16 protein-coding genes are annotated in these 15,069 nt (G+C 68.6%); 7 read left to right on the top strand and 9 right to left on the bottom strand.

Annotated elements, in window-relative coordinates; all coding sequences use genetic code 11:
* Nucleotide 1: 1 nt before the first annotated feature.
* Nucleotides 2-424, bottom strand: coding sequence for a DUF6636 domain-containing protein (locus AC5Y5V_RS27695; RefSeq protein WP_499941580.1), 423 nt, complete (start codon nt 422-424; stop codon nt 2-4).
* 189 nt (nt 425-613) lie between these two features.
* Between AC5Y5V_RS27695 and AC5Y5V_RS27690 the strand changes: the two genes are divergently transcribed.
* The 5 genes from AC5Y5V_RS27690 (at nt 614) to AC5Y5V_RS27670 (ending at nt 6,286) form a co-directional block, all read left to right on the top strand.
* Complete coding sequence (locus tag AC5Y5V_RS27690) at nt 614-1,360, top strand: Rv3717 family N-acetylmuramoyl-L-alanine amidase (protein WP_499941605.1); 747 nt, start codon at nt 614-616, stop codon at nt 1,358-1,360.
* Nucleotides 1,361-1,405: 45 nt separating this feature from the next.
* On the top strand, nt 1,406-2,359 hold the full coding sequence (locus AC5Y5V_RS27685) for a serine hydrolase (protein WP_499941577.1): 954 nt from the start codon (nt 1,406-1,408) through the stop codon (nt 2,357-2,359).
* A gap of 43 nt (nt 2,360-2,402) precedes the next feature.
* Nucleotides 2,403-3,989: a serine/threonine-protein kinase gene (locus AC5Y5V_RS27680; RefSeq protein WP_499941575.1), complete on the top strand. Its 1,587-nt coding sequence runs from the start codon at nt 2,403-2,405 to the stop codon at nt 3,987-3,989.
* Nucleotides 3,990-4,070: 81 nt separating this feature from the next.
* Nucleotides 4,071-5,255 (top strand): glycoside hydrolase family 19 protein, encoded by a 1,185-nt coding sequence (locus AC5Y5V_RS27675; protein ID WP_499941573.1) that lies wholly within the window; start codon nt 4,071-4,073, stop codon nt 5,253-5,255.
* Between the two features lie 2 nt (nt 5,256-5,257).
* The gene (locus AC5Y5V_RS27670) at nt 5,258-6,286 is read left to right on the top strand and encodes a hypothetical protein (RefSeq protein ID WP_499941571.1); all 1,029 of its coding nucleotides are present in this window, start codon (nt 5,258-5,260) and stop codon (nt 6,284-6,286) included.
* A 6-nt stretch (nt 6,287-6,292) separates the two neighbouring features.
* Here AC5Y5V_RS27670 and AC5Y5V_RS27665 read toward each other — a convergent pair whose 3' ends face one another.
* Together AC5Y5V_RS27665 and AC5Y5V_RS27660 are read right to left on the bottom strand one after the other, a co-directional pair.
* Nucleotides 6,293-6,625 (bottom strand): DUF202 domain-containing protein, encoded by a 333-nt coding sequence (locus AC5Y5V_RS27665; protein ID WP_499941569.1) that lies wholly within the window; start codon nt 6,623-6,625, stop codon nt 6,293-6,295.
* Nucleotides 6,622-6,987 carry a YidH family protein gene (locus AC5Y5V_RS27660; protein ID WP_499941566.1) on the bottom strand — a complete coding sequence of 122 codons (366 nt, stop codon included), beginning with the start codon at nt 6,985-6,987 and terminating at the stop codon, nt 6,622-6,624. The genes AC5Y5V_RS27665 and AC5Y5V_RS27660 overlap by 4 nt, the downstream gene beginning before the upstream one ends.
* Before the next feature lie 30 nt (nt 6,988-7,017).
* Here AC5Y5V_RS27660 and AC5Y5V_RS27655 point away from each other — a divergent pair, with 30 nt between their 5' ends.
* Nucleotides 7,018-7,722: a haloacid dehalogenase type II gene (locus AC5Y5V_RS27655; RefSeq protein ID WP_499941603.1), complete on the top strand. Its 705-nt coding sequence runs from the start codon at nt 7,018-7,020 to the stop codon at nt 7,720-7,722.
* Nucleotides 7,723-7,726: 4 nt separating this feature from the next.
* Here the strand turns inward: AC5Y5V_RS27655 and AC5Y5V_RS27650 are convergent, their stop codons facing one another.
* The gene (locus tag AC5Y5V_RS27650) at nt 7,727-8,347 is read right to left on the bottom strand and encodes a cysteine hydrolase family protein (protein ID WP_499941564.1); all 621 of its coding nucleotides are present in this window, start codon (nt 8,345-8,347) and stop codon (nt 7,727-7,729) included.
* A gap of 87 nt (nt 8,348-8,434) precedes the next feature.
* Here AC5Y5V_RS27650 and AC5Y5V_RS27645 point away from each other — a divergent pair, with 87 nt between their 5' ends.
* Nucleotides 8,435-9,958 (top strand): class I adenylate-forming enzyme family protein, encoded by a 1,524-nt coding sequence (locus tag AC5Y5V_RS27645; protein WP_499941562.1) that lies wholly within the window; start codon nt 8,435-8,437, stop codon nt 9,956-9,958.
* Here AC5Y5V_RS27645 and AC5Y5V_RS27640 read toward each other — a convergent pair.
* Genes AC5Y5V_RS27640 through AC5Y5V_RS27620 form a run of 5 tightly spaced genes read right to left on the bottom strand, consistent with a single transcriptional unit; the run spans nt 9,944 to nt 15,054 of the window.
* Complete coding sequence (locus AC5Y5V_RS27640; RefSeq protein WP_499941560.1) at nt 9,944-11,389, bottom strand: class I adenylate-forming enzyme family protein; 1,446 nt, start codon at nt 11,387-11,389, stop codon at nt 9,944-9,946. The genes AC5Y5V_RS27645 and AC5Y5V_RS27640 overlap by 15 nt on opposite strands.
* A complete protein-coding gene (locus tag AC5Y5V_RS27635; RefSeq protein WP_499941558.1) occupies nt 11,386-12,192 on the bottom strand; it encodes an enoyl-CoA hydratase/isomerase family protein in 807 nt (268 codons plus the stop codon). Before AC5Y5V_RS27635 ends, AC5Y5V_RS27640 begins: the two co-directional genes overlap by 4 nt.
* Nucleotides 12,189-13,010 (bottom strand): enoyl-CoA hydratase/isomerase family protein, encoded by an 822-nt coding sequence (locus tag AC5Y5V_RS27630; RefSeq protein WP_499941555.1) that lies wholly within the window; start codon nt 13,008-13,010, stop codon nt 12,189-12,191. The genes AC5Y5V_RS27635 and AC5Y5V_RS27630 overlap by 4 nt, the downstream gene beginning before the upstream one ends.
* Nucleotides 13,007-14,251: an acyl-CoA dehydrogenase family protein gene (locus tag AC5Y5V_RS27625; protein WP_499941552.1), complete on the bottom strand. Its 1,245-nt coding sequence runs from the start codon at nt 14,249-14,251 to the stop codon at nt 13,007-13,009. The genes AC5Y5V_RS27630 and AC5Y5V_RS27625 overlap by 4 nt, the downstream gene beginning before the upstream one ends.
* Entirely contained in the window at nt 14,248-15,054 is an 807-nt protein-coding gene (locus AC5Y5V_RS27620) for an enoyl-CoA hydratase/isomerase family protein (protein WP_499941550.1), read from the bottom strand. The genes AC5Y5V_RS27625 and AC5Y5V_RS27620 overlap by 4 nt, the downstream gene beginning before the upstream one ends.
* Nucleotides 15,055-15,069: the final 15 nt, after the last annotated feature.

The following is a 15,069-nucleotide window of genomic DNA, read 5'->3' as shown; positions in this document are numbered from 1 at the left end:
GTTAACCGAGGTGGTAGGAGTCCTTCGAGACCTGGAAGTAGTGGCCAGTGCTCTTGTCGGTGCACTTCACGCCCGCCTGGTCGCTGGTGCAGGTGATGCTTCCGGCGGAGAGGGACTGCCCGTAGTTGAGGGTCGGTTCGCCTGCGACGCGCAGCGTGTCCCCGTGGCACGCCATCGCGCCCGGCTTGCCCGCATCGAGGGTGAAGCGATTGCCCCATTTGATGTGCTGGGCGCATTCCGGTCCCGGCGGCACCTGGTAGGTGTATTCGGCGATGTCACACGCGGCGCCTTCGGCACCCAGCATGCAGGCGATGTTGCCGGACGGCGTTTGAAACATCTGGCTGTCCGCGTGCGCGGCTGCGGGCAGGGCCAGCGTTGCGGCGGCCGCAGCGGTCGCGACGAGGGCGAGCTGTTTGATCTTCATCGTCTGTCCTCTTGGAGAGTGCTTCCGGAATTTCTACAGATTTACCGTGAGCCCATGCCGCCTGTCAGCCGGTTAGGGGAAAGGACGTTGCCGCCCAGTCGGCTCCCGACGGCGTGAAGGGCATCGCGATGGCCGGATTGTTACCATCGCGCAGTGAGCGATCCGGTGGAAAATGGCCGTCTGCGACCGTTGTGCAGGCGCGAGGTCCTGAGATACGCCGGTGTCGCGCCGGTCATCCTCGGCGCCCTGCTGGCCGACCCGCCGCGCGCGTCGGCCGGCATCTCCGGCATGGGTGTCTTCCTCGATCCCGGCCACAACGCCGTCGCCGACGCCTCGATCAACCGCCAGGTGCCCAACGGCCGGGGCGGCACGAAGCAGTGCAACACGTCGGGGACGTCGGGCAACGGCGGCTATCCGGAGCACGCGTTCACCTGGGATGTCGTCGGGCAAATCGCCGCGGCCCTCAACCAGCTCGGCGTGCGCACCCAGCTGTCGAGAGAAAACGACGGCTCCGTGGGACCGTGCGTCGACGAGCGTGCCGCGCGGGCGAACGCGATGCGCCCGGACGCGATCGTCAGCATCCACGCCGACGGGGGGCCGCCGTCCGGCCACGGATTCCACGTCAACTACTCCAATCCGCCGCTGAACGAGGCCCAGTCGGGCCCGGCGATGCAATTGGCGCGGACGATGCGCGACGCCCTGGCCGCCTCGGGCCTGCAACCCGCCAACTACATCGGATCCGACGGGCTGTACGGCCGGGCAGACCTCGCCGGGCTGAATCTGGCCGAATACCCCGCGGTGCTCGTCGAACTTGGAAACATGCGCAACGCGGAAGACGCGGCCAGGATCGAAAGCGCCGACGGCCGCGCGCAGTATGCCGCGGCCGTCACCAAGGGGATAGTCGCGTACCTGACGGGCAAAGCCGGGCCCGGCTAGCGGAGCATCGTTGACAGCAACCGGTGCGGTAACGAGGTGCCGACGGTGACGCCCACGGGGAAGTCCGGCGGGCGGCACAGCCTCGCCCGGCCAAAGCGGCGGGGTCGGCGCGCGCGACGCGCGATCGCGATCTTCGTGACGCTGGTGCTGATGGCCGCGATCGTGACGCTGTCCATCGTCTTCGGCTACCACCTCGGTCCGTCCGCGCCTTCGCGGACGTCGACGCCGAAAAGTTCACCGCCGGCGGCGACCGTGGCCTCGACACCGCCACCGCCGCATAGCAACCCGCTGGTCGCGGACTTCAACCAATTGCAGGCAAGGCTGAACGCCAAGATCGGCGTCGTCGTGAGTGCCGTCGGCGAAGCGCAGGCGCCCATCGTCCTGGGCGACTGGACCGAGGGGCCGGCCTGGTCGACGAGCAAGGTGCCGCTGGTGATCGCGGCGTACCGGCAGCAGAGCCCCCACCAAATCACCGACACGATGCGGGCTGCGATCACCGAATCCGACAATGCCGCGGCCGAACGGCTGTGGGCGCAGCTCGGTGAACCCGTCGTCGCGGGACAGCAGGTGCAACAGGTCCTGCGCGAGACCGGCGATCCGACCGTCGTCGAATACCGGAAGGTGCGGCCGGAATACACCGCGTTCGGGCAGACGATCTGGTCGCTCAGCAATCAGGTCCGGTTCATCGCCAGCGCCTACTGCAATAGCGACAACGGCCCGGTGTTCGCACTCATGGGCCACGTCGTACAGAACCAGAGTTGGGGAATCGGCGGCATCACCGACACCGAGTTCAAAGGTGGGTGGGGGCCGTCGCCGACCGGCAAATACCTTGTGCGACAGGTGGGCATCGTGACCACCCCGACCGGAAAGGTTGCCGTCGCCGTCGCCGCCGAACCCGCGTCCGGGCAATTCGCCGACGGCACCAAGGATCTGGACGAGGTGGCCGGGTGGCTGCGCCAACACCTCGCGGCGCTACCTGCCGGAAAGTGTGGTGGCTGACATGCGCATTGGCGCATACTGTGCGTGCGAATAAGGAGGTGCGGTGACTGATCCCAGAGTCGGGACAACCTTCGGCAAATACACGATCACCGGTCTTCTCGGGCAAGGGGGAATGGGCGAGGTCTACGAGGCCCGTGACAACCAGATCAACCGAACCGTCGCGCTGAAGATCATCAAGAGTCAGTACGCGGACGATCGCCGGTACCGTCTGCGGTTCGAGCGCGAATCCCACGCCGCGGCCATGTTGCAAGAGCCGCATGTCATTCCGATTCACGGGTATGGGGAGATTGACGGGTCACTGTTCATCGACATGCGACTGGTCCGCGGGACCGACCTGCAAGCCATGCTCGAAGAGCGCCCCCTGGACCCGGAGCGGGCGGTCTCCATCGTCAGCCAGGTCGCGGCGGCGCTGGATGCGGCGCACGCCGAAGGGCTGATCCATCGGGATGTCAAGCCGCAGAACGTTCTCGTCACACCGGCCGATTTCGCTTACCTGGTGGATTTCGGCATCGCCGAAGCGATGGGCGACACGGGCGACACGCGTCTGACGCAGGTCGGGGCCGCCATCGGATCCTGGGCCTACATGGCGCCGGAACGGTTTCGCGACAAGGAAATCACGCCCGCGATCGACATCTACTCGCTGGCGTGCGTGCTGTACGAATGCCTGACCGGTGTGCTGCCGTTCCCCGACGGGAGTCAGCAGGCGATGATCGCGGCGCATATCACGATGCCGCCGCCCCGGCCCAGCGTCACGAATCCGGCCGTTCCCCCGGCCTTCGACGAGGTCATTGCGCGCGGCATGGCCAAAGAACCCGACGACCGCTATGGCAGCGCGGGCGCATTGGGGCGGGCGGCGGCGAGGGCGCTGAAAGACGCGGTCACCACCCAAATCGACCCGCCGGTCAACGCGCCGGTCCACACGCCGGAGACGGCGCCCACCCAGTACCGGTCGTGGCCGCCCACACCGCAGCCGCAGCGGCCGCCGCAGCCGCCACCGAGACCCGCCGCACCGCAGTACTTTCCGCCGCCGGCGCCCGCTCCGGTCACGCCTGACGAAGCGCCCGGCGGGTCGCGGTGGGTGGTGCCGACCGTGATCGCGGTCTCCGCCGCGCTGCTGCTCGGTGCGGTCGGCATCATCATCGGGCTCGTCGCAAAGATGAACTCCAACTCGGCCCCCGCGGCCGAGTCGACTACCAGTACGGCCACGTCCGTCGGCGCGACTTCGAACAGCGCGCAGGCGCCGCAACCCTCGACCGAGTCGTTGCCGAGCGGAAACGTGCCGCCGCCGCTGGTACTCGGCCCGGATCAGAGTGCCACCCGCACGACCTGCGATCAGCCCTTTACCGTGGCTAATCGGACCGGGTTCGGGACGCGCGCCGGACGCGGCTCCGACCGGACGTCCTGCTTTTTCGCCAACTCCGTGCTGCAGGCGTACTGGAACGAATACGGCAACGCCAGCCTCGCGCCGCGGCAGGTATCGGCTCGGGGCGCCGTGTCCTGCGCCACCATCCCCGGCGCGAACTGCGACCCGAGCAATCCGGCGAACTTCCGCATGCAATGCGCCGGGGACGGGTCGCAACCGTGGATCCGGTGCTCCGGCGGGCAGGACGCCGTCGTCTATCTCTGGTAGCGGGTTCGGCTCGCCGCAACGCGTCTCATCGGATCGCGATGACCGATGCTTAGCGTCGCCGGCCCTGCATACGATCGCCGGGTGACCCCACTGACCACCGACGATGTGCGGGCATGGGATGTCGGCGCGATTCAACGGGTGTTCGACATCGCCACCGACCGCGGGAAGACCCTGCACCGGCTCGGGGAAAATTTGCGGGACGTCGAGCACAACCTGGCGGACTGGCACGGCGCCGGCGGTGACGCGTTCCGCCAGGAGGCGGGCAAGGTGCGCGCCGACCTCGACGAGCACGGGCAGGAGTCGGGACGGGTGGCGGCGGCGGTATCGCGCGCGGAGAAGGACATCGCCGCATGCAAGACGGCCCTGGCCGACATCGACGACACCGCGCGCCGCAACCGCTGGACGGTGACCCCGGACTGGAAGATCGACATCGGCAACACCGGCCAGGGCCGCTCGCGCGACCTGCAGTTCGTCACCGCCTGGCAGCTCCTGCAGCAGGATCTGGACAAGGTCAAGGTTCAGGCGCAAACGGCCGATCAGGAGCTGGCCAACGCGCTGCGCGGTGCCGTCGGCGACGTCAAACTGGACGCCAACGGGTTGCCGCTGCCTCAGCAACCGCCGCCACCCGGGCCGGGCGTTACTGCCGAACAGCTGCACGAGATCTTCCCGACGCTGTCGATGGCGGACTGCGAACGATACGCGGGTCCGCTCAGCGATGCGATGCAGCAGGCGGGAATGACCTCGCCCGAGGCGCGCGCCGCGTTCTTGGCCACGTTCGCCGTGGAGTCGGGCGAACTGAAGTACTGGTCGGAGCTGCGCAGCGAAGCCGAGTGCACCAAGATGTACGGTCCCGAGTATGCGGGCGTCACCTTCCCTCCCGGCACCCTCGACGGCGTCGGCGGTTCCTACACAAATGTGTCCGGACAGCTCGGGAACACGCAGCCCGGCGACGGCTACCGGTACCGGGGGCGCGGGCCGATCCAGCTCACGGGACGGCACAATTACGACCTCGCCGGACAGGCGCTGGGTGTCGACCTGGTCAACAACCCCGACCTGGTCGCCAGCCCCGAGTACGGCTTCAAGGTCGCGACCTGGTTCTGGAACAACCACCCCGCGACGTTGCCCGACGGCAGCGTCGTGCCGCTCAACCAGGCCGCGGAAACCGGCAACTTCGCGGCCGTCACCCGCGCGATCAACGGCGGGCTCACGGGGTATGACGACCGCCTCGCCTACTTCAACAAAGCCATCGCCGTGCTGAGCCGCTGAGCATGGGCCTGCCGATACTCCGGACCCGGTTGGCGGCGCTGTGCGTCGCCGTCGCGGCGGTGGTCGGCTGCGGCGGGCCGCGCGCCACCGTCAGCACTGCCACGCAGCCCGGTTTCGCGTTCACCACCGCCGCTCAGCTCGCCCTCGTTCGCGGCTCGACCGTCACCGCGACCGTCGCCTCCTCGGCCGAGCCCAGGTACCCGGTCTTCACCGAGAGCGGCAAGTTCGTCGCCGCCGCCAACGGCAGCCAGATCGTCGCCGTCGGATTTGCGGCCCACTCCGCCAGGACCATCCCGTCCACCGCCGAGCGGGTGTTCGCCGGCGGGGGAGACACCATCACGTGGTGGGAGGCCCCCAACCTGGTGTCCGTCGACCTGGGCAATCCGGGCGCGGCGCCGACCAGGAAACCGGTCGATCTGCCCGCGGGCACGCGCCTGATTAGCTTAGCCGGCGGAATCGCGGTCTTCGTCCGGCCGGGCGGGGCGCCCGACAGCGGCGATGACCTCGTCGCGATGGGCCGTGACCTCGCGTTCCATCCCCTAGGCCCCGCACCCGACAAACAGCCCATCCGCGTTGGCTTTCCGAGTCCCGACGGGCGGAAGTTTGCGTATGTCACTGCGATACGCGCGGCCTGCCCGAAAGATGCCGTCGGCGTGATCGATACCGCAACGGGTGCGCTGACGTCGGCGCCCACGCCGTATGCGATCGACAATCGTGGCACCACCAGGGCGATTTGGTGGGATAGGGACGGCCTGCTTCACATAAGCGCCGCCCAGCAGGCGTGCGCGGGGACCTCCGCGATTTCGACGACGGCGTGGAAACTGGACCAGGGCAAGTGGGTTCAGGCGGATTCCGAGCAGACGCTGGTGTCCAGACGGCTGGACGGCAACGTCGTCGCCTTCGTCGCGCCCACGACACCGAAGCCGCCCGCCGGAACCCTGTTCGTGGTGACCGACGGCCGACGGGACCACGTCGCCGATAACGTCACCGACCTTGCCGCGCCGACGGTTTCGATCGCCGACGTGTCATAGCGGCGCTCAGATCAAGTGTGCGACCGCCGTCACGAGGACCAGTACCAGCGTGCTCAGCCCGATGATGTACACCTCGCGGCGCGGCGTGATCCGCGGCGGCAAAGGACGGATCGCGAGGACACGCTCGCGTCGCACCGAGATCAGGTACGTACCGAGCGCGACGGCGGCCGCCAGCGCGGTCGGGATCTGCGCGACCAGCCCTTCGGAATTGTGCACGTTCTTCAGCGCCAGGAGCACGCCGTTGACCAGGAACGAGAACGACGTCCGGGTCCACGCCAACCGGGTGCGCTCGGCCTGCAGCCCGCGACTCGGTCCGCCCGCCGCCGTCGGCCGGCTCACCCCCACACCGCCTTGGCGATCACCAGGCCGAGGGCGAGGACACCGAGCACGATCAGGCCCACCGCGAGAAAGCCCGGCGTGGGATGGCGCGGCAACGGCTGGTTGCGGCGCATCGCGCGGTCCGCCTGCCGCCAGCGCACCAGGCCCATGGCGCTGGTGAAGATCGCCAGCGCGGCAAGCCCGATGCCGAGCAGTCGGCGCGCACCGGGGATCGCCAGTTCGGGAACGAGTTGCACCAACGCGACCGCCGACGCGAGCAACCCGAGCGACGTGCGCTGCCAGGCCAGAAACGTCCGCTCGTTGGCCAGGGTGAAGCGGTAGTCGGGTTCGGTCTCGGTCGGTTCGTCGGCCACGAGGCACATCGTAGATTCGCGGCCTGGGAACATTGGATGATGACCCACGCGGTGAAGGCGTTGTTGTTCGACGTGCAGGGTACGGCGACGGACTTTCACTCCACCGTCTGCGCCGAGGCGCGGCGGATCAGCGCGGGGCGTTACCCCGACGCCGACTGGCCTGAACTGGTAAGGCGTTGGCGCGCAGGCTATTTTGCCGCGTTGGAGTGCGCCGGCGGAGGCCCGTGGGTTTCCGTGCACTCGGTGTATCGCGCCGCGTTGGACGCCGTGCTGAACGACGCCGGCATGACCGGATTCTCGCCGGCCGAGCGTGAGGATCTCGCGCTGGCGTGGCAGCGGCTGCGGCCGTGGCCGGACGTGGTGCCCGGACTGACCCGGCTCAAGACCGCGTACACCCTGGCCACGCTGTCCAACGCCGATGTCAGCGCGGTGGTCAACATCTCCAAGCGCGCGGGCCTGCCCTGGGACGTCATCTTCGCCGCCGAGATGGCCGGGGTGTTCAAACCGGACCCGGCCGGCTATCGGATGGCCGCCAAGTATCTCGGCCTGGATCCCGCCGAGATCATGATGGTGGCGAGCCACAAGTACGACATCCGTGCGGCGGGCGGCCTGGGCTTTCGCACCGCCTTCGTCGCGCGGCCGCTGGAGTTCGGGGCCGACGGCGTCGCGGACGTGGGCTATTCCGACGAGTTCGACATCAACGCGGCCGACTTCCTCGACCTCGCCGACCGACTCGGGTGCTGACGGTCTACGTCCAGGCCTTGACGACCTCGGCTGTCGTGGTCACGGTCGCGAGCAGCGCCAGGGTGTTGTCGATCACGGCGTCGACGTAGTCCTGCGGGAAGCCCGCGACGGCATCGCGGGGCAGCACGAACTGGTATGCCCGGTTGACGGCGTCCATCACGAAGTTGGGTATCGCGACGTTGACCGAAACGCCGACGCCGACAATCGTTCTGATCCCGAGGTTGCGCAGCACCGAATCCAGGTCGGTGCCGGTCATCGGCCCGACCCCGTGGGTCCGGGTCAGCACCAGGTCGCTGGGCGCCGGACCGAATTCCGGCAGCACCGAGCCGCCTTCGCTGCCGGGCGCCAAGTCGACCCGCATCGACTTGCCCGCCGCGAACAGCCGCGCATTCGTGTTGGATCCGCGGCCGTCGGCGCGCCGCTGCATCAGGCAGTGCACGACGGTGACACCCGCGCCACGGGCCGCGTCGAGCAGCAGGCCGATGTTGGGAATCGCCACGGGACGCGCCGCGTCGGCAAGCATCCGGAGCCCCGCGTTCGGGCCGATGACTCCGCCCTGGCATTCCTGCGTGACGAGGGCGGTGGTGGCTGGTGTGAGGAGTTCCGCGAGTGTGGGTCCGGGCATGAGAATAGACGTTATCGTGCTGACGGTAACCTGGCGTGTCGCGTCGTGACTTTCACGCGCGAGCCAGATTGAGGCGGTGGTGACCACGTGAGCGACACCTACTGGGGACTCGTCGAAACGGCCGCGCGCCACCATCTCGATCGGCTGATCCTGTGCGACGACTACGGCCGCAGCCTGACCAACCTGCAACTGCGGGACGCGGCGGAACGCAGCGCGGCGGCACTTGCGGCGCGGGGTATCGGCGCCGGATCGGTGGTGTCGTGGCAACTGCCGACGACGCTGGAGACGATGGTGGTCATGCTCGCCCTGGCCCGCCTGGGCGCCGTGCAGAATCCGATATTGCCGATCTGGCGTGAGAGTGAAGTCGGTTTTGTCACAGCCCAACTCGGCACCGAGGTGCTGATCGTTCCCGGGGTGTGGCGCGGCTTCGACCACGGCGCCTTGGCGGCAGACCTGGGATTGGCGACGATCGTCGTCGACCATGAAGCGGCGCCGCAAGACGGGCTTCGGTTGCCCGCCGGTGATCCCGCTGCCCTGCCCCCGCCGCCGAGGTCGGGTGACGAGGCCCGCTGGGTCTACTACACATCGGGGACGACGGCGGCCCCAAAGGGTGTGCGGCACAACGACGGGTCGGTGGTCGCCGGGTCGGCGGGCGTGGTGGGCATGGTCGGCGCGACGAGTGCCGATGTCAACCCGATCGCGTTTCCGGTTTCCCACATCGGCGGGGCAGTGATGCTGGCCGGGAGCATGTTGACGGGCATGCGGCTGGTGTTGTTCGACCACTTCGACGCGGCGACGTCACCGGCAGCGATCGCCGCGCACCGCCCCACCTTTCTCGGCACGGCCACGCCGTTTTTCGTGGCGTTCATGGCGGCCCAGGGGCGGCACGGCGAGACCCCGCTCTTCCCGGAACTGCGAGCCTGTCTGGGCGGCGGTGCTCCGATCACACCTGAGCTGGGAAGACAAGTCCGCGAGACGTTCTCGGTGCCCGGTATCGCGAATTCGTGGGGGCTGACCGAGTTTCCGGTGGTGACCTCGCCCCCGACCGACGCGGAGCCCGCCGTGATGGACCACACTGTCGGGCCGCCGGTGCGCGGAGTCCAAGTCCGGGTCGTCGACGATTCGGGGCACGACGTCGGCTCCGGCGGGGAAGGCGAATTGCGCCTCAAGGGTCCGCAGTGTTTTCTCGGCTACGTCGATCCGGCCCTGGACGCGGACGCATTCGACTCCGACGGCTGGTTCCGCAGCGGGGACCGCGGCCGCATCGACGCCGACGGCAACATCGCGATCACCGGCCGAATCAAGGACGCGATCATCCGCAACGCGGAAAACATATCGGCGCTCGAGGTCGAAGGGGTGTTGGTGACGCATCCGCACGTCGCCGACGTAGCCGTCATCGGGGTGCCGGACGTGCGCACCGGCGAACGGGTGTGTGCCGTGGTGGTGCCGGCCTCCGACGCCGGGATCGAGCTGGATTCCCTGGTGGCGCATTGCCGCGCGGCCGGACTGAGCCGACACAAGTTTCCGGAGCGCCTCGAAATGGTGGACGTGTTGCCGCGCAACATGACCGGCAAAGTGCTCAAGGCCGAACTGCGTTCACGGTTCGGCTAACGCGGCGAGCTCACGCTTGACGATCTTGCCGGTGTCGTTGCGCGGCAGTCGGTCCACGAACACGATCCGTTCGGGTACCCGGTACGGCGACAGCCGCTCCCGGCACCAGGTCAGCAGGTCCGCGGCGCTCACTCGCTCGTCGGCACGCACCACGAACGCCCAGGGCACCTCGCCAACGCGCTCGTCGGCGATCCCGACCACCGCCGCCTCCCGGACACCCGTGGCGGCGGCCAGCACGTCCTCGACGGTGCCCGGGAACACCTTCAGGCCACCGCGGTTGATCATGTCCGAGATGCGGCCGTCGAGCCACAGGAAGCCGTCATCGTCGAACCACCCGAGGTCGCCGGTGTGGAACCAGCCGTCGTCGGTCAGGCGGTCGTGGAACTGCGCGTCGATCTTGCGTGCCGCGGTCGTGGGGGTGCGGACCATGACCTCGTCGTCGCGCACCGTGACGTCGATGCCCGGCAGCGGGCGTCCGACCGAACCGAGCTTGGTCTCGCCGTACTCGCGGGCGTCGGCGGCCGACCAGCCGACGACCTCACCGCCGAGTTCGGTCTGCCCATAGGAATTGAGCACGATCACCCCGAACCGGTCGCGGAATCGGCGGGCCTGCGCCGGCGCGAGGGGAGCGGTGATCGAGCGCACGATCTTCAATGGCGACAGGTCGGTGATCTCGTCGTCGTGCAGGATCATCGTCAAGGCGGCCGGCGGCAGCACCGTGGAGCGCGCCTGATGCCGACGAACCAGGGCGGCGAAGTCGGCCGGCGTGAACCGGTCCATCAGCACGACGCCGGAGCCGGCGCGAAAAGCGAACAGCACCTGATAGATTCCGGCCCACAGGGACAACGACAGCGGCACCAGGTTGGGAACCGGTGTTCGGTTGCCCGCCACCGGTTTGGCGCCGCGCAGCCTGGCCAGCAGCCGGTCGATCAGGTCGAGGACGGTTTCATGGTTCAGTGGAACGGGTTTAGGGGCGCCGGTGGTGCCGGAAGTGAACTGCAACAACGCCACTTCGGGCCCGTAGGCGCGCACCTGGCGCGGTTTGACGTCGTGGCGCCGCTCGGACCAGGCCAGGCCGGTGCACGTCACGACATGCCTCCCACAGGCCGTGAAGCGGTATGCGAGGTCGTCGGTCGTGACCACCGCGACCGGATCCAGCAGCTGCAGCTGGGCGGTCAGTTCGGCGTCCGCGGCGCGGGGATTGAGCGGCGTGTAGACCCCGCCGGCGTGCCAGGTCCCGAAGAGGGCCGCGACCGTGTTGGCGTCGTTGGGCATCATCGCCGCCACGACCTGCCCGGTCGTCAGGCCCAGCTCTGCGAGTATCCGGCCGAGCCGCTCGGCGCTGTCCGTCAGGGCGGCGGCGGGCACATCGCCGTTGCGGGTGTGGACCGGGATCTCCGGGATGCCGTCCAGCACATCGGCAAGCGTCATGAGTCCGGTTCCAGGGGAAGCCAATTGGGAACACGCTTCTCGGCGAACGCCACCGGTCCCTCGTTCTGGTCGGGGTGTCCCCACATCGAGGTCAGATGTTCGGCGCCGGCGCGGCAGGCGTCGGTCAGGCCGTACTCGAGCGCTCCCCACAGTGCCCGCTTGGTGGCCCGCATCGCCGCGGGGGAGTTGCGGGCGATCTTCTCGGCGAGTTCCTGCGCCGTATCGCGCAGCATCTCAGGCGGGTCCACCACCTGGCTGATCATGCCCAGTTCGTATGCGCGTTGCGCGGTGAGCCGTTCGTGGCTGCCCACCAACGCCATTCGCAGGACCGCCCCGGCCGGCATCTTGCGCATCAGCGCGATCGTCTCCAGCGCGCTGACCTGTCCGATGGACACGTGCGGGTCCAGGAAGGTGGCATCCGAGGCGGCGATCACCACGTCGGCGTCGGCGACCCAGTGCAGGCCACCGCCCGCGCACACCCCGTTGACGGCCGTGATCACCGGCTTGCCGACGTTCATGTTCGCCCCGGTCAGCCGCAGATCCAGCGTACGCATGGCCTCCTGGAACTGCAGAATTCCTTCGCCGTCAAGGTCATTCACGTCGGCACCGGTCTGGAAGGCCCGGCCATTGCCGGTGTGCACGATCACCCGCACCTCGGGATCGCGGTCGAGTTCGGTCCACGCCCTGGGGAACTCGGCGCGCATCACGGCGTTGTAGGCGTTGAGCCGTTCCGGACGATTGTTGATGATCCAGCCGACCGGGCCGCGCCGCTCCACGATCAGGTGGTGATAGCCCTCGGTCACGGTCGCGCCTCCGTAGCGAATCTGGCCGCGGGTTGCCAACGCGGCTGACGCTTTGTGCGCCAGGCGCGGGCGCCCTCGGCGTGGTCGGGGTGATCGCGCAGTTCCCAGATCAGCTCGCGGGCATGAGCGCAGGCGTCGCTCAGGCCAACCTCCAGGGAATGCCACAGCGCGATCTTGGTGGCGCGCAGGGCAGTCGGCGAGTTCGACGCGACCGCCGCCGCCACGCGGGCCGCCGCAGCGCGCAACTGCCCGTCGTCGACCACCTCGGACACGATGCCGAGCTGATATGCGCGATCGGCCGAGATGCGTTCGCCTTTGCCGGTCAACGCCATTCGCAGGATGGCCTCCATCGGGGACTTGCGCAGCAGCGTGATGGCCTCGTAGGCGACGGCCTGGCCCAGCGAGACGTGCGGGTCGACGAACGACGCACCCCCCGCTGCGATGACGATGTCCGCGTCGGCGACCAGGTGCATGCCCCCACCGGCGCAGACCCCGTTGACGGCCGCGATGACGGGCTTCCAGACACCGCACTGCCATGACGAGATCCTCAGCTCGGCGTCCCGGGTGCGGCGGGAGTGCCGCCGCATCGCTTCCTTGTCCCGCGCGACCTGCCCCAGGTCCATGCCGGTACAGAAGGACTTGCCGTTGGCGGTGTTGACGATCACCCGCACGTCGGGGTCGTCGTCCAGTTGCGACCAGGCCGCCTCGAGTTCGTCGAGCATGCGGGCGTCGAACGCGTTGCCGGACTCCGGCCGGTTCAGGATCAGCCAGCCGATGCCGTCCTGCTTCTCGACGATCAGGCGTTGGTAGCCGCTCACGAGCGTGGGATGTCTTTCCAGGGCTTGCCCTTCCAGGGATCGGGTTCCTTGGGCAGTCCGAGCACGCGTTCCCCGAGGATGTTCTTGTTGATGTCGGTGGTGCCGCCCTCGGTGCCGTTGGCGAGACTGCGCAGCATGCCGTGCACCTCGCGGGGCAGCGCGTCGGCATCGTCCCCGGCCGGCCACGCGAGCGCCGAGGTGCCCAATAGGTCGACCATCAGATCCTGGATCTGCTGATTGAGTGTGGCCTGGTGCACCTTACCGATCGACGAGGCCGCCCCCGGTGACTGTCCGGCCGAAAGTGCGGCGCGCACGCGGGCATTGGTCCAGCCGCGGATCTTCTCCTGCGCCCACAGCCGCATCACCTTGTCGCGAATGACCGGGTCGTCCCAGCGGCCGGTGCGTTTAGCGAGGTCGATCAGCCGCTCGGCGCTGGAGCCGCCCATGCGGCCCGTGTCGCCGGACACCATCTGCCGCTCACTGGACAGCGTGGAGGCGCTGACCCGCCAACCGTCGTTCACCTCGCCGATACGGTACGCGTCAGGAACCCTTGCCTCGTCGAGGAATACCTCGTTGAACTCGGTCTCCCCGGTGATCTGGCGCAGCGGGCGCACCTGCACGCCCGGCTGGTGCATGTCCAGCAGAAAATAGGTGATACCGGTGTGTTTGGGGCGGTCTGGATCGGTGCGGGCCAGCAGGATGCCGAAATGGGCGGTATCGGCCCAGGTGGTCCAGACCTTCTGGCCGGAGATGATCCAGTCTCCTGTCCCCGAACCGTCTTGGACGGCGCGGGTGCCCAGCGATGCGAGGTCCGAGCCGGCGCCGGGTTCGGAGAACAATTGACACCACAATTCCTCGTTGCGGACGATCGGCGGCAGGAACCGCAGCCGCTGCTGTTCGGTTCCGTGGCTGAACAGGGCGGCCGCGGTGTTGTTGAGACCCAAAGGATTCAGCCTGCCCAGCCGCAGCGGCGCCAGCACCCCCTCGATCGCGCGGGCGACGTCGCTGCCGACGCCGAGGCCACCGTATTCCACCTTCCACGTCGGCGCGACGAGGCCCGACGCAGCGAAGGCTGGGTACCAGCGCCGGTAGTCGTCCGGCGTGCGGACAGCACGCAACGCGACCGGCCCATCCCGGGCGGCCCGTTGCCATTCCTGTGGCACCTGCTCGGCGACCCACTTCCTGACCGCGGCGACGGCGCCGTCGACGGTGGTAGTGGCGGTGACCGGGGGCCGGCTCATCGTCCCTGAAAGCGCGGAGCGCGCTTGTCTTTGAATGCGGCCAGGCCCTCGCGGAAGTCTTCGCTGCGGACGGACAGCTCCAGCGCCATCGCCTCGTTGTGCAGATAGCGGTCCAGTTCGAGAGTGGTGCCGCTGTGCAGCAACCACTTGGTCAGGCCGAGGGCGACGGTGGGCGCCTGGGCCAGCTTGGCGACGAGGCTATCTGCGGCGCAATCCAATTGGTCCGCCGGATGCGCGCCCGCGATGATGTTCCACTCGGCCGCGGTGGCACCGGATATCTCCTCGCCGAGCATCAGCAGCTGCCGGGTTCGCACCAGGCCGATGAGTCGCGGCAACAGCCACCCCGCACCGCTGTCCGGTGTGAAGCCGCGGGCCATGAACGGTTCCCAGAAGCGGGAATCGGTTGCGGCAAGGCAGAAGTCGGCCGCCAAGGCGATGTGGAACCCGAGGCCCGCGACCCAGCCCCGGACCACCGCGACGACGGGAACCTGCGTCTGCGTCAACAGCGGGATCAGCCGGTGTGCCGTGTGGGGCAACCGGCGCTGGTTGGTTCCGACCCGCGGCTTGGGGCCCGATTTCGAGTTGGCCGCGATCAGGTCCTTGCCGGCGCAGAAGTCCGGTCCCACACCGTCGATGCGCACGACGCGCACTCGTTCGTCCGATCCGGCCGCGGTGATGTGGCCGATCATGGCGTCGAGCATGTCGTCGTCGATCGCGTTGCGGTGGTCGGGCCGGTCCAGCGTCAACCTCAGCACCGGGCCGTCGAGGCCGGCGCGAAGGCCGGGCACGCTCGCATACGTCATTGACGTCATCCGGGG

It is taken from the genome of Mycobacterium sp. NGS68 (assembly GCF_059812195.1).
The sequence above is the reverse complement of the archived record's forward strand: the minus strand, read 5'-3'. Positions and strand labels throughout refer to the sequence as shown.